This window comes from Coleofasciculus sp. LEGE 07092 (assembly GCF_015207375.1).
In the GTDB taxonomy this organism is placed as follows: domain Bacteria; phylum Cyanobacteriota; class Cyanobacteriia; order Cyanobacteriales; family Coleofasciculaceae; genus LEGE-07092.
In genome coordinates this window covers 11654-35970 of the sequence record NZ_JADEWY010000066.1, presented here as the reverse complement: position 1 = coordinate 35970, position 24317 = coordinate 11654, and the positions used below count along the sequence as shown (strand labels likewise).

General features: G+C 45.5%; 16 protein-coding genes. 13 read left to right on the top strand and 3 right to left on the bottom strand.

All coding sequences use genetic code 11. From position 1 onward, the window contains the following. The first annotated feature begins 191 nt into the window (after positions 1 to 191). The 3 genes from IQ257_RS16575 to IQ257_RS16565 all read left to right on the top strand — a co-directional run bounded on the left by IQ257_RS16575 (position 192) and on the right by IQ257_RS16565 (position 6756). The gene (locus IQ257_RS16575; RefSeq protein ID WP_193874433.1) at positions 192 to 2732 is read left to right on the top strand and encodes a methyl-accepting chemotaxis protein; all 2541 of its coding nucleotides are present in this window, start codon (positions 192 to 194) and stop codon (positions 2730 to 2732) included. A 57-nt stretch (positions 2733 to 2789) separates the two neighbouring features. Further along, entirely contained in the window at positions 2790 to 6161 is a 3372-nt protein-coding gene (locus tag IQ257_RS16570; RefSeq protein ID WP_193874431.1) for a hybrid sensor histidine kinase/response regulator, read from the top strand. A 124-nt stretch (positions 6162 to 6285) separates the two neighbouring features. Beyond that, positions 6286 to 6756, top strand: coding sequence for a chemotaxis protein CheW (locus IQ257_RS16565; protein ID WP_193874429.1), 471 nt, complete (start codon positions 6286 to 6288; stop codon positions 6754 to 6756). 15 nt (positions 6757 to 6771) lie between these two features. Here IQ257_RS16565 and IQ257_RS16560 read toward each other — a convergent pair whose 3' ends face one another. The 3 genes from IQ257_RS16560 to IQ257_RS16550 all read right to left on the bottom strand — a co-directional run bounded on the left by IQ257_RS16560 (position 6772) and on the right by IQ257_RS16550 (position 11293). Next, positions 6772 to 7026 carry a hypothetical protein gene (locus IQ257_RS16560; protein WP_193874427.1) on the bottom strand — a complete coding sequence of 85 codons (255 nt, stop codon included), beginning with the start codon at positions 7024 to 7026 and terminating at the stop codon, positions 6772 to 6774. 100 nt (positions 7027 to 7126) lie between these two features. After that, a complete protein-coding gene (locus IQ257_RS16555; protein ID WP_193874425.1) occupies positions 7127 to 7948 on the bottom strand; it encodes an SWIM zinc finger family protein in 822 nt (273 codons plus the stop codon). 159 nt (positions 7949 to 8107) lie between these two features. Continuing rightward, the gene (locus IQ257_RS16550; protein ID WP_193874423.1) at positions 8108 to 11293 is read right to left on the bottom strand and encodes a DEAD/DEAH box helicase; all 3186 of its coding nucleotides are present in this window, start codon (positions 11291 to 11293) and stop codon (positions 8108 to 8110) included. 208 nt (positions 11294 to 11501) lie between these two features. Here IQ257_RS16550 and IQ257_RS16545 point away from each other — a divergent pair, with 208 nt between their 5' ends. From IQ257_RS16545 to IQ257_RS16500, 10 genes are all read left to right on the top strand, one after another. Next, the gene (locus IQ257_RS16545; protein ID WP_193874421.1) at positions 11502 to 13652 is read left to right on the top strand and encodes a polyribonucleotide nucleotidyltransferase; all 2151 of its coding nucleotides are present in this window, start codon (positions 11502 to 11504) and stop codon (positions 13650 to 13652) included. A gap of 364 nt (positions 13653 to 14016) precedes the next feature. Continuing rightward, positions 14017 to 15027: a hormogonium polysaccharide biosynthesis glycosyltransferase HpsE gene (hpsE, locus tag IQ257_RS16540; protein ID WP_193874419.1), complete on the top strand. Its 1011-nt coding sequence runs from the start codon at positions 14017 to 14019 to the stop codon at positions 15025 to 15027. Further along, entirely contained in the window at positions 15018 to 15965 is a 948-nt protein-coding gene (gene hpsE, locus IQ257_RS16535) for a hormogonium polysaccharide biosynthesis glycosyltransferase HpsE (RefSeq protein WP_193874417.1), read from the top strand. Before hpsE (IQ257_RS16540) ends, hpsE (IQ257_RS16535) begins: the two co-directional genes overlap by 10 nt. Before the next feature lie 159 nt (positions 15966 to 16124). Continuing rightward, on the top strand, positions 16125 to 17102 hold the full coding sequence (locus IQ257_RS16530; protein ID WP_193874415.1) for a glycosyltransferase: 978 nt from the start codon (positions 16125 to 16127) through the stop codon (positions 17100 to 17102). A gap of 130 nt (positions 17103 to 17232) precedes the next feature. Continuing rightward, a complete protein-coding gene (locus IQ257_RS16525; protein ID WP_193874413.1) occupies positions 17233 to 18015 on the top strand; it encodes a sulfotransferase family protein in 783 nt (260 codons plus the stop codon). 29 nt (positions 18016 to 18044) lie between these two features. Beyond that, complete coding sequence (locus IQ257_RS16520) at positions 18045 to 18881, top strand: sulfotransferase family protein (RefSeq protein WP_193874411.1); 837 nt, start codon at positions 18045 to 18047, stop codon at positions 18879 to 18881. Between the two features lie 160 nt (positions 18882 to 19041). After that, the gene (htpG, locus tag IQ257_RS16515) at positions 19042 to 21048 is read left to right on the top strand and encodes a molecular chaperone HtpG (protein ID WP_193874409.1); all 2007 of its coding nucleotides are present in this window, start codon (positions 19042 to 19044) and stop codon (positions 21046 to 21048) included. Between the two features lie 235 nt (positions 21049 to 21283). Next, the gene (hpsE, locus tag IQ257_RS16510; protein WP_193874407.1) at positions 21284 to 22240 is read left to right on the top strand and encodes a hormogonium polysaccharide biosynthesis glycosyltransferase HpsE; all 957 of its coding nucleotides are present in this window, start codon (positions 21284 to 21286) and stop codon (positions 22238 to 22240) included. 47 nt (positions 22241 to 22287) lie between these two features. Then, positions 22288 to 23295 carry a glycosyltransferase family 2 protein gene (locus IQ257_RS16505; protein WP_193874405.1) on the top strand — a complete coding sequence of 336 codons (1008 nt, stop codon included), beginning with the start codon at positions 22288 to 22290 and terminating at the stop codon, positions 23293 to 23295. 25 nt (positions 23296 to 23320) lie between these two features. Then, positions 23321 to 24307 (top strand): glycosyltransferase, encoded by a 987-nt coding sequence (locus IQ257_RS16500; protein ID WP_193874403.1) that lies wholly within the window; start codon positions 23321 to 23323, stop codon positions 24305 to 24307. The last annotated feature ends 10 nt before the right edge of the window (positions 24308 to 24317 follow it).

Sequence of the window (24317 nt, the reverse complement as noted above, 5' to 3'; positions counted from 1 at the left end):
GTGCTGGGGTGCTGGGGAGCGGGGGAGAAGAATAACACCATAAAAATCTCCTTGTCCTCCTTGTCCTCCTTGTCCTCCTTGTCCTTCTTGTCCTTCTTGTCCCCTTGTCCCCTTGTCCCTTTGTTTCCTTGTCTCCCTATATCTACCTACTGTTTTCAACAACTTGCACTTTAAAGCAAAGGTTTAATTTCATGACTCAGATTCCTCCCAAGTATTCTTCTGAAAATTCTACAAATGGTTACAATCCTACCTCTGGAGGTTTACTCACTGAGGCTCAAACTCCTCAAACCAATGAATCCTTGCCTATTCCACCTCTGCTGCCTTACCCAAAGCCGACATCACAGGGAGATGGGGCAACGGGATTACTCCAGCTAATCAACAACAAGAAAAGCGCCCAGCAGTCTACCCCTCTGCGCCGCCAGTTGTTGATGAGGATTTTACCCGCTGTGTTGCTTCCCCTAGCAATTGCTAGCGGGGTAGGTTACACCGTTATTCAGCGGCGGGCTAGTAATGAGCTGGTAGGGCAATTAGAAAAACAATCCCGGCTATCGAGTGAAGCAGCGAGCCAGTTTATAGACGATACGGTGAAAACCCCCCTGAGTGTTGCGAGTAACCCTTTAGTGATTGATGCAGTTCGCGCCAGTACCCAAAATGCTGAAGCTGAGGGATTGGTAGACTTACCGCTTGAGGAGTTGGAGCGGCGCTTCGAGAACACCAAGCTTCTCAAACTCAATCCAGTCCTCAATAACTATATGGTTACAACGACTAAGAATGGAGAGCTGGCGAAGCTCCATATAACAGAACGTAATGGGTTTGTTATTGCTTACAGTACCGCAACCAGCGACTTTGTTCAGGCTGACGAGCAGTGGTGGCAAGACGCGAAAACCAATACCCTATGGATTCAGGACCCGGAAGTTGATGTATCAACAAATACCTTTGCCGTTGACGTGTCCCAGGCGATTCTAGAGCCAAATTCAGGTAAATTCTTGGGTGTCGTGCAAGCGATTGTACCCTCTAGTGCATTTGCTCGCTTAGAAACGCTTTTGCAGCAAGCCAACCTCAACGGTTCTCAACAGGTGCAGCTTCTAGATGCTAGCTCCAGTACGGTGATTAATACCCTGAGAGCGACTGGTTCCAGCGATACTAGGGAGATTATAGGGGGTGAAGCGATCGCACAAATTACCAAAGATCTCATCAAAGTTGTCCAAGACAAAACCCTCAATCCCGAAGACGTGTTGAGTGCCTCCCAGAGTAAATATGCACTCCAAAACTTAAAATTCATTCCCTTAGCTGAGAAAACTGAGCGATCACGTCTCAGTATCTCCTTCAATTATCAAGGCAAGCAGTACGTTCTCACCACTCTCCCGCGTGTAGATTACGTAGCAGTTGCTTCGATGGATATTGCCCAAATCCGAAGGGCAAGTCAGGATTTGTTGGGGGTTTTTGCTCTAACCGCTCTAGTCTTAGGAGTGGTGGCAACCTTAATTACGGTGCAGTTAGCCCGTCAGCTCTCGGCTCCGCTCAATGAATTGTCAAATAAAGCCCAACAAATGTCTGCGGGTAATTTAGATGTTACGGTTGAACCCCGTGGCAGTACAGAAACTCAAACCCTGGCTCAAACCTTCAACAACCTCGTCGCCTCAGTCAAAGGCTTCTTAAACGAACAAGCACAAGCAGCAGAGCAGTCTAGAGAACTAGAGGTTACGGAAAAACTGGCTCAAGAACAGCGCCAGCTTAAAGAAGCTCTACAACAGCGTGCCTTGGAACTGCTGATGGAAGTAGACCCCATTAGTAAAGGCGACCTAACCATCCGCGCTAAGGTGACAGAAGATGAAATCGGCACGATCGCAGATTCCTACAATGCGACCATTACGAACTTGCGGAAAATTGTAATGCAAGTGCAAGCGGCGGCTAGCCAAGTCGCCGAAACCACCAGCAGCAATGAAGTTTCTGTGCAGGCACTATCGGCTGAAGCCCTGCGGCAAGCAGAGGAAATTGGTTCAGCTTTAGAACAGGTTCACGATATGGCTCAAGCGGTGCGAATCGTTGCTGCCAATGCTGAACAAGCAGAATCGGCGGTACAAAAAGCGACTCAGACCGTGGAAGAAGGGGACGCTGCTATGAACCGGACTGTAGAAGGAATTATGAATATCAGGGAAACAGTAGCAGAAACGGCGAAGAAAGTCAAGCGTCTGGGCGAATCCTCCCAAAAGATTTCTACCGTCGTCAACCTGATTAGTAGCTTTGCCGCTCAAACCAACTTGCTGGCTCTTAATGCCTCGATTGAAGCAGCTAGAGCTGGAGAAGAAGGTCGCGGCTTTGCCGTTGTTGCCGATGAAGTACGAGCGCTGGCAAGGCAATCGGGAGAAGCCACCGCCGAAATAGAAAAGCTCGTGGCGAGCATTCAGACAGAAACCAATGAAGTTGTCACTGCCATGGAAACAGGTACTGAGCAGGTGGTAATGGGAACGAAACTGGTAGACGAAACTCGCCAGAGTCTCAATAAAATTACGGCAGCCAGTGTCGAAATTAATCAATTGGTTGAAGCCATTACCCAAGCCACCCTGGTTCAAGCCCAAACCGCTGAAACCGTTACCCAAACCATGACGAATGTTGCGGCGATTGCGAACAAAACCTCAACGGAAGTTTATCAGGTATCCCTGTCTTTCGGGCAACTCCGAACCGTGGCTCAAGCCTTACAAGAAGAGGTTGGTCAATTCAAAGTGAGTTAGTTACTCCTTTGTTGCGAACCCCAAATACCCCCTTTGACCAATACCTTGTGACAAACCATGGCAATTAACCCGGATATCCGCGATCGCGCCTATGAGTTTTTCATTGCAGAGGCTCCCGAGCTATTGCAGGAACTCGAAGCCAATTTACTCACCCTCAGAGCCGAGCGCAGTACCCCTAAAGTTCACGCCCTCATGCGAACCGCCCACTCACTCAAAGGAGGATCTGCCAGTGTGGGGCTAGAGGCGATCGCAATGCTGGCTCACCGCCTAGAAACCATCTTCAAGGCACTCTACAGCGAAACCTTAGAGATTGATACTGACCTAGAAAGCCAACTGCTACAGGCTTACGATTGTCTTTATCTACCCGTGATCGAACAAATCACAGCAGGTGAGTTGGATACAGAGCAAGCCTTAGCCACTGCCGCTCCCATCTTTGCCCAAATCGAGGAACGACTGGGAGATGCCCTAACCCAAACTGAAAGTTACATCCCCAGTTCAGCGGAATTGGGCATCGATATGACCGTGTCTATCTTTGAAGTGGATGTGACAGAGGGGCTCGAACGCCTCGCTACGGTTGTGGCTCATCCTCAAGAATATCAGGTGGCAGGAGAATTACGGGCTCAAGCCCAGGTGTTTGCTGGATTTGCCGAGTTACTGAACCTGCCAGGATTTGCAGCGATCGCTCAAACAGCCCAACGTGCCTTAGATGCTCATCCCAACCGGGCTTTAGAAATTACTCAACTGGCTTTAGCTGATTTTCACGCAGGTCAACAAGCCGTACTTGCAGGGGATTTGATCCAAGGGGGAAGCCCTTCTGAGGCGTTAGTCGCCTTGGCAGATCGGTCAGCCACCGAGTTTGTCTCACCTGATTACTCTAGGATTGCCGATTCAGACGAAAGTCTACTCTCCCTAGAGGACGTGTTTGGCAACGGTGCTGCTATTGCTGAGATGGATATCGAGGCTTACCCAGAACTTGCAGAACCTGCCACGTTATACCAAAATGCCGAGCCAGAGCCAGAATTAGAGGAGACGTTCAGTATTTCTCTAGAAGAGATTTTTGGCAATGGTGTAGAAACACCAGAGTTTATGTCTCTGGGGACTGACACTACCAACCCCTTGGCAATTATTGAGGGGGAATTGGTTGCTGATTCCTTATCGGTGACTGAGGCAGCCGTTCAAGAAGGGCAGCGACTTCTTGGCATCAATGAGCCACGGGATTACGCGAAGCGTACCGCCAAGAGCGATCGCTTGCTTGCTCCTGCTTCTCCTGAGTCCCTCTCCGATACCGATACACCAGAGACTCTGGAAGCTGCTGTGCATTCGATTGAGCAGCTCTTTAACGAACTACCCGCTATCCAAGACACTGCTACGTTGACATCTCTGCCCAATCTTACCCATTCTCCGACCGCACCAAAACCATCCAAATCGCGGCATCAGCGAGATGCAAGTGGCAAAGAACCCAACCGAGTTAAAGCTTCCTCCACGTCTAACTTTTCAGTGCGGGTGAACTTAGACCGACTGGAACGGATGAATAATAAGGTGGGTGAACTTGCGATTAATCGTAATGGTCTTGCCCTTCAAAATGAACAACTCCAAAGAACCGTTCGAGAGCTGCTGAATCGATTTAGCCGATTTCAGAATTTGGTGGGTGATATTCGGGAGTTATCCGACCAGATGCTAGTGGCTCGCCCAAGTTCCAACTATGGAATTCTTCCCACCTTGGCTGATTTTGACTCCCTAGAAATGGACAGTTACGGAGTCTTGCACTCTCAGCTACAAGAACTCTTGGAAGAAACGGTGCAGCTTGAAGAAGCGGTTGATGATATTACCTTATTCGCTAAGGTATCGGATCAAACCATTGAACAGCAACGACAAATGCTGACTCACCTGCGGGATGAGTTGATGTGGGCGAGGATGCTGCCGTTGGGGGAAGTACTGCGCCGTTTTCCGAGGGTGTTGCGAGATTTATCGGCTACTTACCACAAACCCGTCAGTTTGAAACTAAGTGGTACGAGTGTTTTGGTTGACAAAGCGGTTTTAGAAAAACTCTACGATCCGCTGCTGCATTTACTTCGCAATGCCTTCGATCATGGTATCGAACCCCCAGAGGTTAGAGTGCAGCAAGGGAAACCTGAGCAAGGGCAAATTGAAATTCGTGCCTACCATAAGGGCAGTCAAACCTTCATTGAAATCAGGGATGATGGTCAAGGACTAGATCGGGAGCGTATTGCTCGTAAAGCTATTGACAAGGGATTGTTGTCCGTCCAAAAACTGGCTGGAATTTCTGACGAGCGCCTATATGACTTCATTTTTGAGCCAGGATTTTCCACAGCGTCTCAGGTGAGTGAAATTTCTGGACGTGGGGTAGGGCTGGATGTGGTGCGCCTGCAACTGCGTCAGCTCAAAGGCACGATTGCGGTCACCTCTTCACCGGGACAGGGAACTACGTTTACCCTGCGTCTACCCCTAACGCTGACGATTACTAAATTATTGGTTTGCTTCGTTGGTTCCACTGCCTTGGCGTTACCGTCCGATAGCATTGAAGAAATTATTATTCCCACAGCCGCTCGGCTCAAACAATCGGGGACACGGCAGTTTTTGCACTGGCGGGAAGAACTTGTCCCCACCTATCGACTCGCTGAACTTTTAGAGTATGCTTGTCCGTTGCTAGAAACATCTGCGAGTAAGGCACTGCTGGCAGTCCCCTCTCCAAAGGATTGGGCGCTGCCCCTGTTGGTACTTCGCCGGGAACAGCAGGTGATTGCCCTGGAAGTTGATCGCCTTGTGACTGAGCAAGAACTGGTGATCAAACCGTTTGGAGCTGCGATCGCCGCCCCTAGTTATACCTATGGTTGTACCATCTTGGGGGATGGCAGTTTGATTCCAGTTATGGATGGGGCTGTCTTGCTCGATCGACTTTTGGATCGAAGTACAACGGTGAGCAATACCGGTTCTCAATCAACGTTGAATGTCCGTCAAAACTCCCCGATGTATCCAACCAGAATGGGCATTAAAACGGCTCAAACACCGACTGTGTTAGTCATCGATGATGCAGCTACCCTACGCCGTACCCTAGCCCTCACCTTAGAAGGGGCGGGTTTTCGAGTCTTACAAGCACGAGATGGATGGGAAGCACTCGAACAGTTGCAGCAAAGTTCATCGGTGCAGCTTATGGTTTGTGATGTTGAAATGCCGAATATGAATGGCTTTGAGTTTTTGAGCCAGCGCCGCCAAAACCCTCAGTTCTCCAAAATTCCTGTCGTGATGCTCACCTCCCGCAGTAATGACAAGCATCGAGCGCTGGCAATGCAACTGGGTGCTACGGCTTACTTTATTAAGCCTTACATTGAGCAAGAATTTATCAGAGCAATTAAAGACATCATCACGAGTAAAAAGAGTGTTAGCGAAGCCAAACCCAGCCCAGTCTGATACCAATGTTCAAACAAAATGACAGACTTAATCAATTGGGACAAGGTTAAAGGGGAAAGGGTAAAGGTGTTATTTTAAGTTTCTTTACCCTTTTATCCTTCCCCTTTCGCCCATACTGTATTCCATGCTCGAATCCTCTCTTAAATTAATCGTCTTTCGCATCGGTAGCCTCAATCTAGCGTTACCGATTGAGTCAGTCCACAAAATTTTTAATCAAACACCTATTTACGGGAGTCGCGTTAACTATGTGGGTATCACTCATGTTGGCGATCAAGAAGTCACCGTTGTCGATCTTTATCGGCGATTCTTTAAATCTGACTCAACCCGCGAATCTGACTCTATCGGTTATCTCGTCATTGTTCAAAATACAACAGGTGAACTCTATGGCATTCCGGTTACTGATACCCCAGTATTAATGGATGTACCCTTATCTACAATCCGCATTTTACCCGAGTCCTATCGTCGTGCCGATACCTTAGACATTGCCAGTCATGTTGCAGTGATTCCCCAAGACGGAACCCAGCTAACCATTTTTGTCTTGGATGTCGAACTCTTGATGCCAATCTTCCGAGAAATTGGAGTGTTCGAGAAATAGGGACTAGAGGGATTCTCACGGTGAAAGGAGTACAGATGACTGTACTTTCAATACTCCCAACACATCACGCCATTGTTTTTCGGAGCGCGATCGCTTTCCCCACCGCAATTTGTTTAAAATGACATCCTCTGGCGAGGCAAAATAGAGTGCTTCTACACCAGATGTTGCACATATCCGCCGACGCTCGAACTTCAAGTACTCGAAGTCATTGGTTCCAGCCATTATCAGATCGGCACGGGAAATACTCTCAACTTCGGTAATTTGGAGCAATTCTGCCTAGAAGTCTTCAAGAAGTAAGGAAGTCGGAGGCAGTAGGTCACACGAAACCTTGCCGATTGAAGAACCCTCAATTTAGAAAATCGAGGAGTTCTCAGTATTCCCGATTCAGCGCCGCCATCACTGCCTGCTGACTCACGGTTTGATAAACCTCCCTGAAATACTGTATCAAACGAGTATTAGCTTCAGTTAAGGGAATTGTTCCCAAAACATCTAGCACTGTGTGATTGTCTGCTGGAGGCGCAATTACTACTAATGATGGATCTAATGGCTCGTTGTACTGCCAAAAACCCTCAATATCCAACGGCATGGCAGCAGATTTCGCTCCTTCCTCTCCCCTGCTCCCTTGCTCCTGTGTTCCCTTACTCTTCTGCTTCCCAACTTCCGTACTCCGCAACCGACGCAAATCATCGAGAATTTGCTCTTTAGTACGTCCCCGCAACTGAAATAATACAAAGGGGTCTTCGCTAAAGCGATCGCCTAATTGATAGTACACGGCTCCAATATGCTTGCAGGGGTTTTGGGGGTCAGGGCAACTACACCGAGAATGGATATCAGAAAGCGTGAATGGAAATAAGCTCAACCCATTGGCAGTGAATACTTTTTCAATATCTTCTGGCATCTCTCCCGCTAGTAACTGCGCCGAGTAAAGCGCTTGTTGCGCCATAGTGTCTACCACATATCCCCAATCTTCATCAGTAAACGGGTCAATAGAAAGAGACACTTCGTAGGGTTCTGGTGCAGTACCTTGGACTCGTGCCAACACCTGCGGACCTTTAAAATCAATACCCAGAATATTACCTTCTTTGGCATATTTTCTGGCTCGTTCCAACCGCTTTTTGAAGCGATAAGAGTTGAGTAAATCGTTCCAGCGTTGTACCCACCAAGCAGGAGCTTCAATTTCGTAGTTATTCATTACTCATTACTAATTACTCATTACTCATCTCATTTCCCCTAACACACTACCTCCCAAACCTCTGCGTTATCCTCTGCGCACCTTTGCGTTAAAAAAAATAGTATTCCGATGCTAACAGATTTAATCTCATTAGTTATCGATTTTACAAAGTACAAATAACTATTCATCAATCACAGCATTCCGGTCAAGGAGTAGAAGCGATCGCAATTGATTAGTATCCATTTCTGTCACCCAGTTTTCCCCGGCTTCCACAGTTTGTTCGGCTAACTGCTTCTTACTTTCAATAATATCGTTGATCTTCTCCTCCAACGTGCCGTTACAAACAAACTTATGCACCTGTACATTGCGGGTTTGACCGATTCGGAAAGCCCGATCCGTTGCTTGATTTTCCACAGCGGGGTTCCACCAGCGATCGATGTGGAAAACATGATTAGCTCTGGTTAGGTTCAGTCCCGTGCCACCGGCTTTTAGGGAGAGAATCAGGATACGCGGTCCTTCGGGATCGTTTTGGAAACGGTCAATCATCTCCTCTCGTTGGTTTTTGCGGGTTGCTCCATAGAGGAATAAGATTTCCCCGCCTAATTGTTTTTCTAGATAAGGTTGTAGGAGTTTGCCCCACTCAGCAAATTGGGTGAAGATTAAGGCGCGATCGCCTTCAGAAATTGCCTCTTCTAGCATTTCCTGCAAGCGCAGCACTTTCCCCGAACGCTTGGCATCCTTGAGCTGTTTCTCCTTTAACAATTGTGCCGGATGATTACACACTTGCTTGAGTCGTAATAGCAAGGTCAAAATTAATCCTTTTCGCTTAATCCCTTCAGCCGCTTCAATTTCAACTAACGACTCATCTACTAATTTTTGATACAAGGTTGCCTGTTCTGCGGAAAGACCGCAAAATACAGTCATTTCTTGTTTCTCTGGCAAGTCTTGAATGATAGTCTTATCGGTCTTCAAGCGGCGGAGAATAAAGGGTTGAACGAGCGATCGCAAAGTTTGCAATGAATCCCTGTCCCCAAACTTCTCAATCGGCATAGCAAACCGTCGTTGGAAAAATTGGCGATCGCCCAGATATGCTGGATTGAGAAAATCTAAAATTGACCACAACTCCGATAAGCGGTTCTCCACAGGCGTACCTGTTAAGGCAATGCGAAATTCAGTCGGGAGTCCCCGTACTGCCTGAGACTGCTTTGCCCCTGGATTCTTGATATTTTGTGCCTCATCCAGTACCACTCCCCGCCAGGATACTTGCTCTAGTGCTGTGGCATCTCGATACACCAGGGGATAGCTGGTAATCACCATATCCTTATCTTTAACCGCTTTGACAAATGCCTTTCCTTTTGGTCGTTTGTCCCCGTGGTGAACAATGGCTTTGAGAGTGGGTGCAAATCTTTTAACCTCCCGTTCCCAATTTCCTAGAACTGAAGTTGGACAAACCACTAACGTAGGTTCTCCTAATTCCTCCTGCTCTTTAAGATGTAGCAGAAAAGCAATAAGCTGAGGCGTTTTACCCAATCCCATGTCATCCGCTAAACAGGCACCCATGCCCCACCGTTCCAGAAAGGCTAACCAACTCACACCCCTTAGCTGGTAAGGTCGTAAGGTTCCATTAAAACTTTCAGGTATCTCAATCAATTCAACCGTCTGATTGCCCGTAAGATTAGCAATCAACTCTTGTAATGCCCCAGATGCTTCAAATTTAACAACGGGCAGTTTTCCTAAAGTAGTGGTATCCCCCGTACTCAGGCGTAGGGCGTCTTCTACTGACAGGTTCATCTGCTCTTTTGATGCTGCCAACATTGTTTGTGCAGCACGAACATCAGAGGGTTGTAAGGCTATCCATTCGCCATTCACTTCCACTAAGGGCGACTTCTGCGCCATCAAGCGATCAAATTCTTTTTTCGAGATGGTTTGATCGCCAATTGCCAGTTCCCACTTGAACTTCAGCAGGCTTTGTAACCCCAAACGCTCGTTTTTCTTGGATGGTACTTCTGCCTTAATGCTAACGCCTAAACGTCTGGCTCCGGCTCCAGGTGCTAATCCTGGTGGTAGGATAATTCCCAAGCCACTATCTTGCAGTCGCCACGCACTCGCTTTGATAAACTCGTATACCTGAACTGGCGTAAGTTCAGAAAAAGAGGGAACTCGTTCGTGCAAGCTGGGTTCGATGGCAGGATAGAGGCGGGACGCTAATCCTAACCCTTTAAGAAACGTCTCCTGGGGCAGTTTAATCGTCCGCCCCTGATACTCTAGTCGCTCCACTGACTGACGCCAAATCATCTTGGCTTCAACTAAAACCTCTGGGTTGTCAACGGCTTGCAGGCAATAGTCCAATCGCCAATTGCTTTCATCTGACTCTGGTGGTTGCAACACAAAGCAGGTGCGAAATAGATTTTGGGTGAGTTCGCCAGATGTTGGCGTGACAAGGTGTTCTTGTATCGGCGTCGTCCAACTTTGCAGAGCGGTTTCTAGACGAGCGACAGCCGTAGGTTCAACATCCAGGCTATCAGACTCTGTAGAGAGCGATCGCAACCATTCTGGTATCGGCGATGCTGCCGTTGGCAGAGATCCCGACTCCCCCCAATGACGCACTTGCACGTCAATGGCACTACACAAGAATCTCAGCAGTAATTCTTGGGGGGAGTCGGGAGTTGGGAATGGGGAGTTGGGAATATTTTCCCCTATCTCCCTTGTCTGCCATTCCGCATAAGCTCGACAAGCAGAGGGCATACGTTGGGTAAACTTAGCTAAACGAGCTTGGTCTAGGGCACTATCAAGGAGAGGTTGCCAACAAGCCACTGCCTCACCGTCAGGTTGGCGGTATAGTCCGGGTAAAAATTTGCACCGCGTCAGCAAGTCTAAACTCCACCGACACACCTGCGCCCAAAATAGCAAGTCTTCTCCTACGAAGGTGGTTGAGTCTTGAAAAGAGCTTAAGGGTAGCGCTTGCAAAAATTGTACGGCTTCTAACGGTTCCAGATAGAACCCCTCAATTTTCCAGGGCTTCAGTTTCAACTGCTCTGTCTCTTCTACAGGCATTTTGACAGACAGTACAGGGTAAGCTGATGTGTCTGGAGATAGGGTTTGAGTCGGTAGGGTTAGAATTTGTGCCTGCCATCGGTTGTTAGTTCCTGAATTTCCATTCTCAGATACTTCCAAAAATCTTCCTATAGGTAGATGCTGAGAATTTAAAAAAGCTATGTAGTCTGCTTCTGTCATGGCAAACGGATGCAACAAAGCCCCATTTCCTGGAGGGGATTCTACAGAGGACATCGTGCGCCATATTTCTCCCCAAATAAACAAATGACCGCTATTTTCACCCGTTATCCAACTACCATGTAAAATCGCCATGCTTAAAGATTTGTAAGATTTATACGAGAAGCGAACATCGCTTCATTTTTTTTAACGGTGGGTTGTCAACTGCTAGCTTATTACTCTAGTGAGGGATTTTTTTGGGGCTTTCGATGACTGCTATGTCCCTCAAAGCAGCCATAGTAGAGAAGTGCTAGGATTGCGACAGAGAAAAAAAGATGATAAAGGAAGAAGGGTAAAGTACCGAATGGTAGAGATAGACAAGTCAATATCTTTTGACGGACGAGATATTCGGCTGAAAGTAGGTTTGCTAGCGCCACAAGCTGGTGGTTCCGTACTAATTGAGTCAGGAGATACTGCCGTTTTGGTGACGGCGACTCGCTCTGCGGGCAGAGAAGGTATAGATTTTCTTCCCTTGTTGGTGGACTACGAGGAAAGACTTTACGCGGCTGGTCGAATTCCCGGTGGGTTTCTGCGCCGAGAAGGACGCCCTCCGGAGAAGGTGACGCTCACCAGCCGTCTGATTGATCGCCCCCTGCGCCCATTGTTCCCCAATTGGCTGCGAGATGATATTCAGATCGTAGCAACAACCTTGTCAATGGATGAACAAGTGCCGCCCGATGTTTTGGCAGTAACGGGGGCTTCGATTGCCGTATTGCAAGCCCGAATTCCATTCTACGGACCCATGGCAGCCGTGCGAGTGGGGTTAGTGGGGGATGATTTTATTATTAACCCAACTTACCGAGAAATTGATACGGGCGATTTGGATTTAGTGGTCGCGGGTTCCCCCAATGGGGTGATTATGGTGGAAGCTGCTGCCAACCAACTGCCAGAACAGGACATTATTGAGGCGATCGAATTTGGTTATGAAGCGGTACAGGATTTGATTGCCGCACAGCAAAGCTTGATCCAGGAACTGGGGATTGAGTTGGTGGTTGAGGAACCCCCAAAGGTGTCGTCGGTACTGGAGGACTTTATCCGCGATCGCGCTACGCAGTCTATTAAAGGAGTTCTCTCAAAATATGACCTGGATAAAACGGGTCGGGATACTGCCTTAGATGAGATAAAGGAAAGTACGATTGCAACATCGATCGCCGAACTGCCAGAAGATGACCCTTTGAGAGTGGCGGCTACCGAAGATCCCCAAGCGGTGAGCAAGCAGTTCAAAAGCCTCACGAAAAAGCTGATGCGCTCTCAGATTGTAGAAGAGGGTGTTCGGGTCGATGGTCGCAAACTCGATGAAGTGCGATCCGTTTGGTGTAGGGTAGGTCTTTTGCCTGCCCGCGTGCATGGAAGTGGATTGTTTAACCGGGGTCTAACTCAGGTGATGTCTACTGTTACTTTGGGGACACCAGGAGATGCCCAACTCCTAGATGACCTGAACCCAGAGGAAGAAAAACGCTACCTGCATCACTATAACTTCCCACCGTTTTCTGTGGGTGAAACCAAACCTATGCGATCGCCCGGTCGTCGAGAAATCGGTCACGGAGCTTTGGCAGAACGTGCCCTGATTCCAGTTTTGCCCCCCCACGAGGACTTTCCTTACGTTATCCGAGTGGTATCGGAAGTGCTTTCCTCTAACGGTTCAACGTCTATGGGTTCGGTTTGTGGGTCTACCCTGGCACTGATGGATGCTGGTGTACCGATTACTCAACCCGTTAGTGGTGCGGCGATGGGTCTGATTAAGGAAGGGGATGAAGTTCGCATTCTCACCGATATTCAAGGGATTGAAGACTTTTTAGGGGATATGGACTTCAAAGTTGCTGGCACCGACACCGGGATAACAGCTTTGCAAATGGACATGAAAATCACCGGTCTTCCGATTGAGACGGTGGCTCAAGCCATTCAGCAAGCCAAACCCGCCCGATTGCATATTCTGGAAAAAATGCTGGCAACCATTGACCAGCCCCGTCCAGAGATGTCCCCCTTTGCTCCTCGCCTGCTGACGATCAAGATTGATCCCGAATTGATTGGTCTGGTCATTGGTCCTGGTGGTAAGACTATCAAGGGGATTACAGAGCAAACCGGTGCCAAAGTAGATATCGAAGATGACGGTACGGTAACGGTTTCAGCCATTGAAGCGGAGAAGGCACAAAAGGCAATCAGTATCATTCAAGGCATGACGCGCAAGCTGTATGAAGGAGATGTCTACGTCGGTCGCGTCACCCGAATTATTCCCATCGGTGCTTTTGTAGAAGTGCTCCCTGGGAAAGAAGGGATGATCCACATTTCCCAACTGGCAGACTACCGCGTTGGCAAGGTAGAAGATGAGGTAGCTGTCGGGGATGAAGTGATTGTCAAAGTGCGGGAAATTGATGGTAAAGGTCGTATCAATCTCACCCGTTTGGGCATTCATCCAGACGAAGCCGCAGCAGCGCGGCAGGGGGCAGCCACTTAGAGGTGAGTGAGTTAAAGGTTTAGAACCTACTCTCTACCTGATTAAGACCGGATAGGGATTTTAGATTAAAATCGTAATCTTAAATCCCCTTCTAAGTATTAGTAAATGAAAGGCGCGTTAGCTTCGTAGCCTGAAATCATCAATATTACAGAGATTGGAAATTATAACCAACCCTGAATTTAATGGAAACTCCCTTGGAATTAAGGGGTATAATCAGCTAGTAAGTATATAGAGAATGCTTTAAAGTTTAGCTAGAAAAGGTCGCTCGATTTATCATGGTCTCAGAGTGTTCCCGAAATTGAACCCACAAGACGAAGTTTTAGGGTTCGAGGATTGATGAACCGAGAGTAATCAGCAAGTAAATATGTCTATTGACTTCACAGTAGCAATTCCTACCTACAATGGGGAAGCGCGTTTACCAGAAGTACTGGAGCGATTGCGATCGCAAGTCGGCACCGAATCCATAGATTGGGAAGTTATCGTCATTGACAATAACAGTACTGATAATACTGCCAACTTGGTAAGAGAGTATCAGGCGAACTGGTCTAGCGCTTATCCCTTAAAATATTATTTGGAAACCAAACAAGGAGCTGGGTTTGCCCGCCAACGAGCAGTTGAGGTGGCTCAAGGGGAGCTGATTGGTTTCTTGGATGATGACAATATCCCCGCCCCTGAGTGGGTAGCGCAAGCCTATGCCTTTAGTCAAAATTATCCCCAGGCAGGTGCTTACGGCAGCCAGATCCACGGGGCTTTTGAAGTGGAACCCCCAGAGAGTTTTCGACCCTTACTGCCATTTTTAGCGATCGTTGAACGGGGTTCAGAACCCTTTAGGTATGAGCCATCTAAAAAGCTACTACCTCCATCGGCAGGATTGGTGGTGCGCCAGCAGGCTTACTTAGAAAGCGTTCCCAGTCAGTTGATTTTGAACGGCAGAGTCCAGGGCAATATGCTGACAGCGGAAGATTTGGAAATGTTGTGTTATATTCAGCTCAAGGGTTGGGAGATTTGGTACAGTCCAGCAATGGAAATTGACCACAAAATTCCCAAATGGCGTTTGCAGCGAGAGTATTTGATTCCGTTTATTCGGGGGATTGGACTCAGCCGTTTTGTGACGCGGATGCTGAGTTTTAAGCCCTGGCAACGACCCTTGGCTTTTCCACTTTATGTGGTTAATGATTTACGCAAAATTCTGTGTCATGTTTTCAAATATCGCTGGAGAATTCAATCGGAGCTGGTAGCGGCTTGTCAGATGGAACTATTTTTGAGTAGTTTAATCAGTCCGTTTTACCTTTGGCGAAAGGGATATTTGGATATCCAGAACCGATTTACTAACCTTCGTTACTATCCGGTTCGGAAGTCAGAAAAATGTCTGTAGACTTTACGGTAGCGATTCCAACGTATAATGGAGCAGCTCGTTTGCCGAAGGTGCTGGAGAAATTGCGGATGCAATCTGGGACGGAACAGATTTCTTGGGAAGTTATCGTAATTGATAACAACAGTACCGATGAGACAGCGAAAGTTGTTAAAGAGTATCAAACCCACTGGCTGCCATTAGTCCCGTTGAAATACTTCCTGGAACCCGAACAAGGAGCTGCATTCGCTAGGTTGCGAGCTGTTCGAGAGGCAGAGGGCGAACTTGCGGGTTTTCTGGATGATGATAACCTCCCTGCTCCTAACTGGATAGTACAAGCTTTCTCATTTGCCAAGAAATATCCCAAAGCTGGCGCGTTCAGTGGGCAAATTCACGGAGAATTTGAGGTTGAACCACCAGAGAATTTTGAACGGATACAGGCTTTTTTGGCAATTCGGGAGCGTGGCTCAACACCTCACCGATTTGAGCCGGAAAAGTTGAGATTGCCGCCAGCGGCGTCGTTAGTAGTTCGCAAAAAAGCTTGGAGTGAGAGTGTTCCGCCTCGTCCTACTTTAACGGGAAAATTGCCAGGATTAATGGTGCAGGGGGATGATTATGAGCCGTTGCTGTATATGCACAAGGCAGGGTGGGAAATTTGGTATCATCCTGATTTGCATACCTATCATCAAATACCGCACTGGCGATTAGAACGGGATTACTTGCTATCTATCTCTCGCGGCTGCGGTTTAGCGACGTGTCAACTCCGGATGATTAATGCTAAGAGTTGGCAGAAACCCGTGATCGTTATCAGGACACTTCTGGGGAACTTGCGAAGGGTTGTACAACAGTTCATTAAGTATCGAGGAAAAGTAAAGAGTGACTTGATTGCTGCTTGCGAGTTTGAATTTTTTTTGGGTAGTTTGATGAGTCCTTTTTATTTGAAACGAAAAAATCAAGGATAGAAGGAGCTGGATATATAGCTAGTCTCAATCAATCGTGAAATAAGCTCCTCCTCTTCTCTAACTACTTAAAATTATTTTCGATACTTTTCACTCTTGTCTCCTAACTTCTGTCTCTTGACGCCAATCCAAGTTTCACATTTCATTTAAACACACTATAGTATGCCACAAATTTCAGTTATTATTCCAGCATATAATGCTTCAAAAACTATTAAAGAAACGGTTGAATCAGTTTTAAATCAAACCTTTTCAGATTTTGAGTTAATCGTAATTAATGATGGTTCAACAGACTCAACTTCAGAGATTATTTCGACAATAAAAGATGAGCGATTGAAGGTATTTTCTTATCCCAATACAGGGGTGGCGGCTAGTCGTAATCGTGGAGTGTCTCAAGCTTTAGGGGAATATATTTCTTTTTTGGATGCTGATGATCTCTGGACGCCAGATAAGCTAGAAACTCAATTAAAAGCACTGCAAGAGAATCCCCCAGCTGCTGTGGCTTATAGTTGGACGGATTGGATTGATGAATTCGGTCAATTTTTACGTCCAGGGGGTCACTTTACTGAAAACGGAGATGTTTATGTGAAGCTGTTGTTAAAGGATTTTATAGAAAGTGGATCTAACCCTTTAATTCGCAGACAGGCTTTAACTGAAGTTGGTGGTTTTGATGAGTCACTGGCATTTGCTGAGGATTGGGATTTGTGGCTTAGATTGGCTGCTCAGTACTCTTTTGTAGCTATACCCTCCCCTCAAATTTTATATCGAATTTCTCCTAATTCTGCCTCTTTTAATGTTTGGAAAATGGAGTTAGGAAGTCTACGAGTTATAGACAAGGCTTTGGCTGAAGCACCTGCGTCTATTCAGCATTTAAAAAGGGAAATTCTTGCTAACCGCTACAAGTATCTTACCCTTAAGGCAACTGAGGGAAATTTAGAACGACGCCGAGGATTAGTAGCTGCTCGATTTTTATTACAGGCAATCAGGAATGACCTGGCTTGGCTCCAAAGAACACAGCTAATGTTAATAATCTTATTTAAAATTGCTATGGCTACTCTATTGCCTACTCAACAAGCTCATGCCGTACGAACAAGTGTTAAAAAAATTTTGAGAAGGGATCGTAATATTCAAAGCCAGAACTAACGATTAAAACTCCATCATGCCCCGAGTTAGTCGGGGTTATTTTTTCTCAAATGCCTACTGCATATAGCTTAGTAGAATAGCTTAGTAGAGTAGTCGTATTGAATAGCTATTAAGTAGATTGTACAATCTCATGTTAAATCACAAATTTGTTTTTATTGGTGGATTGCACAGAAGCGGTACGTCCCTGCTATGTAGAACTCTTAGAGAGCATCCGCAAATTAGCGGTTTTAGCAATACGGGCGCTATCGAAGACGAGGGTCAATGGTTGCAATCCGTATATTCTCCAGCGCAAGTATATGGTGGACCGGGACGTTTCGGTTTTAATCAGTCTTCTTTCATGGATGAAAAGTCTGACTTGGTATCTTCGGAGAATGCACAGAAGCTTTTTCAAGAATGGAAGAAGCATTGGGATCTCAACAAACCTGTCTTATTGGAGAAGTCACCACCAAACCTTGTACGCAGTCGATTTTTACAAGCGATGTTCCCGAATTCATTTTTGATCATTATGTTAAGGCATCCAATTCCAGTGTCATACGCTACACAAAAGTGGAGCAATACCTCAATTGATTCTTTAATTAAACATTGGCTGATTTGTCACGAAAGATTTGATCGTGATCATCGATATTTACAAAATGTACTGATTCTGAAGTATGAGAATTTTATTATAGATCCTCAGGGTATTTTGCGAAAAATCTATGATTTTATTGGAATTCAAAATGTTTCCATCAGTTTAGATATTCGCGCTGGCGTAAATGAGCAGTATTTTTCTAGATGGCAGAAACTATACAAAGGAAACATAAAGAAATTTTATGCTTACTACATTCATATAAAGCATGAAAAAAATATAAATTATTTTGGTTACAGTTTAAAAGATTTATACCAGGTAAATCAGTATCCTCAATTTTATAAATAGTAATTCCATAAACATTAATTGAAGGAAGAATGAATCTTAAATCAAATCCTCCTGTCTTTTTAGTGGGGTGTCCCCGTTCGGGAACAACCTTGCTACAGAGTATGCTAGCTGCTCATCCAGAGATTGCTTCATTTCGTGAATCTAAGTTTTTCCTTTATATGGTGCCTGAATATGAACCCCGCAGGCGGGCTTTAGGCTTGGTGTCGCGTCAGCTCAAACGAAGACTAGAAAAGTACTTTAAAGATGAGATAGGGCGTTCAGAAATGCTACAACGTTTTCCCCGGATTATTTTTATGAGTTGTTACACCCGAAAATTTATGAACATTATGAATTTTATGACTGAAGAACAAGGGAAGAGTATTTTTTTGGAAAAAACTCCCGATCACATCTATAAAATTGAGTATATTGAGAAATTTGTCCCCGGAGTTAGGTTTATTCACCTCTTGAGAAATGGTGCAGATGTAGTCGCTTCTTTGTATGAAGTAACCAATAAGTATCCAAAACCTTGGGCTGGTGCCAGAACTATAGATATATGTATTGATTATTGGGTTCGAGCGGTCGAATCCAGTCGCAAGTATATCTATAAGCCCAATCATATCCTAGTCAGGTATGAAAATCTCGTAGAAAACCCACGCTCTGTATTAAAAGAACTCTGTGAATTTATTGGAGTCGAGTTTAATGAGAAGATGCTACGCGATTACGGTGTGATCGGGACGCAGTTAAGTCTAGAACACGAGGGAAGGGTAATCAGTCAGAGCATCCAAAATGCCAACTCTAAGAAATTTTACCAGTTGTTTGATGAGGCACAAAGACAGTATATCCTGGGGCAATTATCAGTCGTTAATCTGGATGGATTGGAGCGTTAACTAAGCTAAGACGGAAATCTCAGCTTATTGCTTTGACAACATCTAAATGCCCTCAAGTAGGGAAATCCGCATACCTAGCGGTGGGCAATCCCATACTTACAGTGGAGAGCGATCGCTCAAAATCGTCCTAGAGACCCTATAACCTAAGCGAGTGACGCCTATGACCGTACTAGAACAGGGCAACATCACGATTCATACCGAGAATATCTTTCCCATTATCAAGAAGTCCCTCTACACTGACCACGAAATCTTCTTGCGGGAATTGGTATCCAACGCCGTAGACGCCATCCAGAAGCTGAAAATGGTGTCCTACGCCGGAGAAGTGGACGGGGAGGTGGGAGAACCGGAAATTACCATCGCCATCGACAAAGACAAAAAAACCCTCTCCGTCTCCGATAACGGCATTGGCATGACCACCGAGGAGATCAAAAAGTATATCAACCAGGTGGCATTCTCCAGCGCCGAAGAATTTATCCAGAAATACCAGAAAGACGCTGACCAGCAGATTATCGGTCACTTTGGTCTGGGCTTCTACTCCTCCTTCATGGTTGCCCAGAAAGTCGAGATTGATACCCTCTCCTACCAGCAAGGGGCGCAGGCAGTACATTGGTCTTGCGATGGTTCTCCCGCTTTTCAGCTTGAAGAGTCACCCCGTACAGAACGCGGCACCACCATTACCCTCACCCTCCAGGAGGAAGAGGGGGAATACCTGGAACCCGCTCGTATTCGGCAACTGGTGAAGACCTACTGCGATTTCATGCCGGTGCCGATTAAGCTGGATGGTGAGGTGCTCAACAAGCACAAGGCACTGTGGAAGGAATCGCCCCAAAACCTGACCCAAGAGGATTATCTAGAATTCTATCGCTACCTGTATCCATTCCAGGAAGACCCGCTACTGTGGGTACACCTGAAGACTGATTATCCTTTCTTACTCAACGGTATTCTCTACTTCCCCAAACTCAAGCCGGATGTAGATGTAACCAAAGGGAATATCAAGCTATTTTGCAATCAAGTCTTTGTCAGCGACCACTGCGAAGAAGTGATTCCCAACTTCCTAATGCCGTTGCGGGGGGTGATTGATAGCCCGGATATTCCCCTCAACGTTTCCCGGTCGGCACTGACTAATGACCGGACGGTGCGCCGTATTGCGGACTTCATTGCCAAAAAAGTCGGCGATCGCTTAAACTCCCTCTACACCGAACAGCGAGATGAATACATTCGCTGTTGGCAGGATGTCGGCACCTTCGTTAAGTTTGGCGCTCTCAACAACGACAAGTTCAAAAAGCAAGTCGAAGATATTATTATCTACCGCACCACCTACCAAGGGGAGCAGGAGAGCAAGAGCCCAGAGGAAAGTACCCCAGAGGTTGAGGTGCAGTCTCAAGAGGGGGATGCTTGGCAGGATGTAACCCCAACTACCTCCCAAGAAACCTCCCCGAATAAGGACGAACAGGGAAGGACATACACCACCCTCAAAGAGTATCTAGAGCGCAATAAGACCAAGCACGAAAACCGCGTTTTCTACTGCACGGATGAAGCCTCTCAAGCCACCTATGTGGAACTGCACAAAAATCAGGGGTTGGAAGTCCTGTATATGGACTCCTTCATTGATACCCACTTCATCAGCTTTTTAGAGCAGGAATATTCCGAGGCTAAGTTCGTGCGGGTCGATTCGGAGTTAGATAATACCCTGCTTGACCAGGATAAGGCGGGAGACATTGTTGACCCCAAGACGAATAAAACCCGCAGTGAACTGATTAAAGAGCTGTTTGAGAAGGCAATTAATAAGCCGAAAGTTAACGTTAAGACTCAGGCGCTGAAGTCTGATGACCCCCAAGGCACCCCGCCAGCGATGGTACTCTTGCCAGAGGTGATGCGGCGTCTGCGGGATATGACGGCGCTGATGCAGCAGCAAGCGGCGCAGTTTCCCGATGAACATATTTTAGTGGTGAATACGGCACACCCGCTGATTCAGAATTTGGTGAATTTGAGTCAGGGGAGTATTGTCCAGGGTGCGGGACAGTCGCCCTCTGGGGAGTTGGCAACTCAGATTTGCCAGTATGTCTATGATTTGGCGCTGATGACTCAGAAGGGATTTGATGCGGAAGGGATGAAGACGTTTGTGGAGCGGTCGAATCAGGTGTTGACGCGGTTGACTGAGCGTTAGATAGTCGGGAGTTCTAGAAAAAAAGACCCTTATTGTCAGGGTACGGCTACTACCGTACCCTTTTTTTGATAAGGTTAGTTTTGTAAATTCAGGAATCGCTGAGAAAAATCTTAATCGAACTTTCATCTACTGATCGCTATGAACAGGTAAATGTCAGTTATGATTTAGGGAAAGTGTGTTCCTGGCGAAAGTTATTAATTGTCTTGAAAAATAAGCTCATAATTTTATAGGGCAAATGTCTATTGATTTCACCGTAGCGATTCCTACTTATAATGGAGCAATTCGTTTGCCAAAGGTGTTGGATAAACTGCGATCGCAAACGGGTACGGAACAGATTTCCTGGGAAGTTATTGTTATTGATAATAATAGTACGGATGAAACCGCTAAAGTTGTCAAAGAGTATCAATTGAATTGGTCGTCAGCATTTCCTTTAAGGTACACGTTTGAAACAGAACAAGGATTAGCCTTTGCTAGACGACGAGCAGTTCAGGAAGCACGAGGAAATTTTATTGGTTTCCTGGATGATGATAATGTGCCAGTATCTGACTGGGTATCCGCTGCTTATAAGTTTGGTCAAGACTATCCCAAGGCGGGTGCATTCAGCGGTCAAATTCATGGTGAATTTGAAGTCGAACCGCCAGAGGAATTTAAAAAAATTCAGGCGTTTCTAGCAATTAGGGAGCATGGTTCAAAACCCCATTTATTCGAGCCACAAAATTTAAGACTGCCACCGGGTGCTGGCTTGGTGATTCGTAAACAAGCTTGGTGTGAAAGTGTGCCGAATTGGTCGATTCTGACGGGTCGGGTGGGGAAGTCATTAGTAGCAGGAGAAGACTATGAGGTGCTGCTACATCTGTACAAAGCAGGGTGGGAGATTTGGTACAATCCTCAGATGCATATTGCTCATCAAATACCGTGCCAACGATTAGAACGAGAGTATTTACTACATTTAGCTCGTGGCACGGGTTTAGCAACGTGTCAGTTACGGATGATTAATGCTAAAGGTTGGCAGAAACCTATTATTTTTGCTAGAACGTTGCTAGGTAACTCACGCCGATTGATAGTGCATTTTCTCAAGTATCGCCAAAAAATTGAAACTGACTTGATTACTGCCTTTGAACGAGAATTTTTCTGGGGAAGCTTTATGAGTCCTTTTTATTTTTTGCAAAAGAGTAGAGGAAACAAAAAATAGTTGATTATAAAACTAGTTAACTGAGTTGTGTGATTTATTTATAAGATATGCCAGGTATTGTTATAGTTATTCCTGTTAGAAATCGCAAAAAATACACGCAGAATATTTTGACTCAGATTTACAACCAAACTTCCAGATTGGGAAAGAGTTCAGATTTTTCTGTAGTTGTAGTCGATGATGATTCAACTGATGGCACAAAAGAGATAGTTAAAAATAGCTTCTCTGCTGTTCATCTGATTGAAGCAGATGGTTCTTTATGGTGGGCAGGAGCTATCGTCAAAGGCATGAGGTATGCAATCACTAACCTAGATGCAGATTATGTTGTTTGGTTGAATGATGATCTTTATATAACAGAAAACTTTATTGCTAATTTGAGTACTATTTGCAAATCGACAAGTTATAAAGAAACAATTGTTGGTGGAATAGTTCTTGATACAACCCATAGGGATTGGATTGTGTACAGTGGATCAAAAGCTAGAAAGCCGATTAGTCATGTTAATTGTTTCTTCTCATCTGATGAGTTAGAAGCCGATGTTTTGTGTGGCAATATTGTTGTTGTTCCTAAAATAATTGTTAATAAAATTGGTTTTCCTGATGCAGAAAAATTGCCTCACCATGGCAGTGATTACGAGTATGTCATGCGGGCAAAAAAAGCGGGTTTTAAAGTTATAGTCTCTCGTCTGCTTCAGGCAGAGACAGATTATACAATAGCTGATTTTATCCGTTATATGCCCTATTGGATGCAGTGGTATTTACAGCCTAACCTATTTAAAAAACTGGAAATAATTAAAGGATTAACGAGTAGAAAAGCTAATCAAAATATATGGTTGATTGTTAGTTTACATTCTAGTAATCGGGATTTAGATTCGATTCCGAATTGGAAATATTTACTTTGTTATTTGAATAAAATAATTCGATTTATTGTTGTTAATTTTTTACCTAAAGATTATGTTGAATCTAGACTGAATGACTACTTCAAAGAGCAGAATCCTCCTCAAGAAGTAATTGAGGCAGTAATGCGCCAACGAAAAGGAAGCTATTCGTCAGAAGATTAGATATAAATCATCAAAATTATATTATATGCCCTTAATTTCTGTAGTTATTCCAGCTTGTAACGCTGAACAAACTATTCAACAATCGATTGAATCGGTTTTAAGGCAAACGTTTGCAGATTTTGAATTACTTGTAATCAATGATGGCTCTCAAGATTCCACCTTAGACGTTGTTAATCACATTACAGATTCGCGTATAAAGATTTTTTCTTATCCCAATGCGGGGGCAAATGTTAGCCGTAATAGAGGATTATATCAGGCTTCTGGTGAATATGTTTCTTTTCTAGATGCTGATGACCTTTGGACACCCAAAAAGCTTGAAACTCAATTATTGGCTCTGCAAAAAAATCCTGACGCGGCTGTTGCCTATAGTTGGACTAATAGCATTGATGAAAAAGGGCAGTTTTTGCGCCGAGGCAGTTATATTACGGTTAATGGTGATGTTTATGCCAAGCTGTTATTAGTTGATTTTGTAGAAAGTGGCTCTAATCCATTGATTCGTAGAGAGGCTTTATGCACCATTGGAGGTTTTGATGAATCCCTACCTGCTGCTCAGGATTGGGATATGTGGTTAAGGTTGGCTGCTCGCTATCAATTTGTAGCTGTACCCTTACCTCAAATACTGTATCGAGTATGTCTTAATTCAATGTCTGCTAATGTTTTAAGACAGGAAGTAGCTAGTTTACAAGTTATTGAGCGTTCTTTTACCCAGGCTCCTGAATCACTACAGCACCTGAAATCATACAGCCTTGCTAATCGTTATAAATGTCTCACCTTCATGGCTCTGCAACGAACTCCAGAACGACAACAAGGACTAGCCGCCGCTAAATTTCTTGGGCTGGCGATTAAGAACGATCCTTCGTTGCTTCGGGCAAGAGTTCTATTGAAAGTGTTATTAAAAATCATCATAATAGTTCTACTGCCACCTCAGCAAGCTCAAATGTTGCTCACTCAGTCTCAGAGACTTACTAACATTGATGCTTTACTGGGTTATCTTCAAGTTCAACCGTTTTGAAATTCAATAA

Excerpts from the sequence above, each read along its gene's own strand:
- IQ257_RS16530 (WP_193874415.1), top strand. The coding sequence starts at position 16,125 with ATGCCACAAATTTCAGTTATTATTCCAGCATATAATGCTTCAAAAACT.
- IQ257_RS16505 (WP_193874405.1), top strand. The coding sequence starts at position 22,288 with ATGCCAGGTATTGTTATAGTTATTCCTGTTAGAAATCGCAAAAAATAC.
- IQ257_RS16525 (WP_193874413.1), top strand. The coding sequence starts at position 17,233 with ATGTTAAATCACAAATTTGTTTTTATTGGTGGATTGCACAGAAGCGGT.
- IQ257_RS16520 (WP_193874411.1), top strand. The coding sequence starts at position 18,045 with ATGAATCTTAAATCAAATCCTCCTGTCTTTTTAGTGGGGTGTCCCCGT.
- IQ257_RS16570 (WP_193874431.1), top strand. The coding sequence starts at position 2,790 with ATGGCAATTAACCCGGATATCCGCGATCGCGCCTATGAGTTTTTCATT.
- IQ257_RS16555 (WP_193874425.1), bottom strand. The coding sequence starts at position 7,948 with ATGAATAACTACGAAATTGAAGCTCCTGCTTGGTGGGTACAACGCTGG.
- hpsE (WP_193874407.1), top strand. The coding sequence starts at position 21,284 with ATGTCTATTGATTTCACCGTAGCGATTCCTACTTATAATGGAGCAATT.
- IQ257_RS16500 (WP_193874403.1), top strand. The coding sequence starts at position 23,321 with ATGCCCTTAATTTCTGTAGTTATTCCAGCTTGTAACGCTGAACAAACT.
- IQ257_RS16545 (WP_193874421.1), top strand. The coding sequence starts at position 11,502 with ATGGTAGAGATAGACAAGTCAATATCTTTTGACGGACGAGATATTCGG.
- IQ257_RS16575 (WP_193874433.1), top strand. The coding sequence starts at position 192 with ATGACTCAGATTCCTCCCAAGTATTCTTCTGAAAATTCTACAAATGGT.
- IQ257_RS16565 (WP_193874429.1), top strand. The coding sequence starts at position 6,286 with ATGCTCGAATCCTCTCTTAAATTAATCGTCTTTCGCATCGGTAGCCTC.
- hpsE (WP_193874419.1), top strand. The coding sequence starts at position 14,017 with ATGTCTATTGACTTCACAGTAGCAATTCCTACCTACAATGGGGAAGCG.
- htpG (WP_193874409.1), top strand. The coding sequence starts at position 19,042 with ATGACCGTACTAGAACAGGGCAACATCACGATTCATACCGAGAATATC.
- IQ257_RS16550 (WP_193874423.1), bottom strand. The coding sequence starts at position 11,293 with ATGGCGATTTTACATGGTAGTTGGATAACGGGTGAAAATAGCGGTCAT.
- hpsE (WP_193874417.1), top strand. The coding sequence starts at position 15,018 with ATGTCTGTAGACTTTACGGTAGCGATTCCAACGTATAATGGAGCAGCT.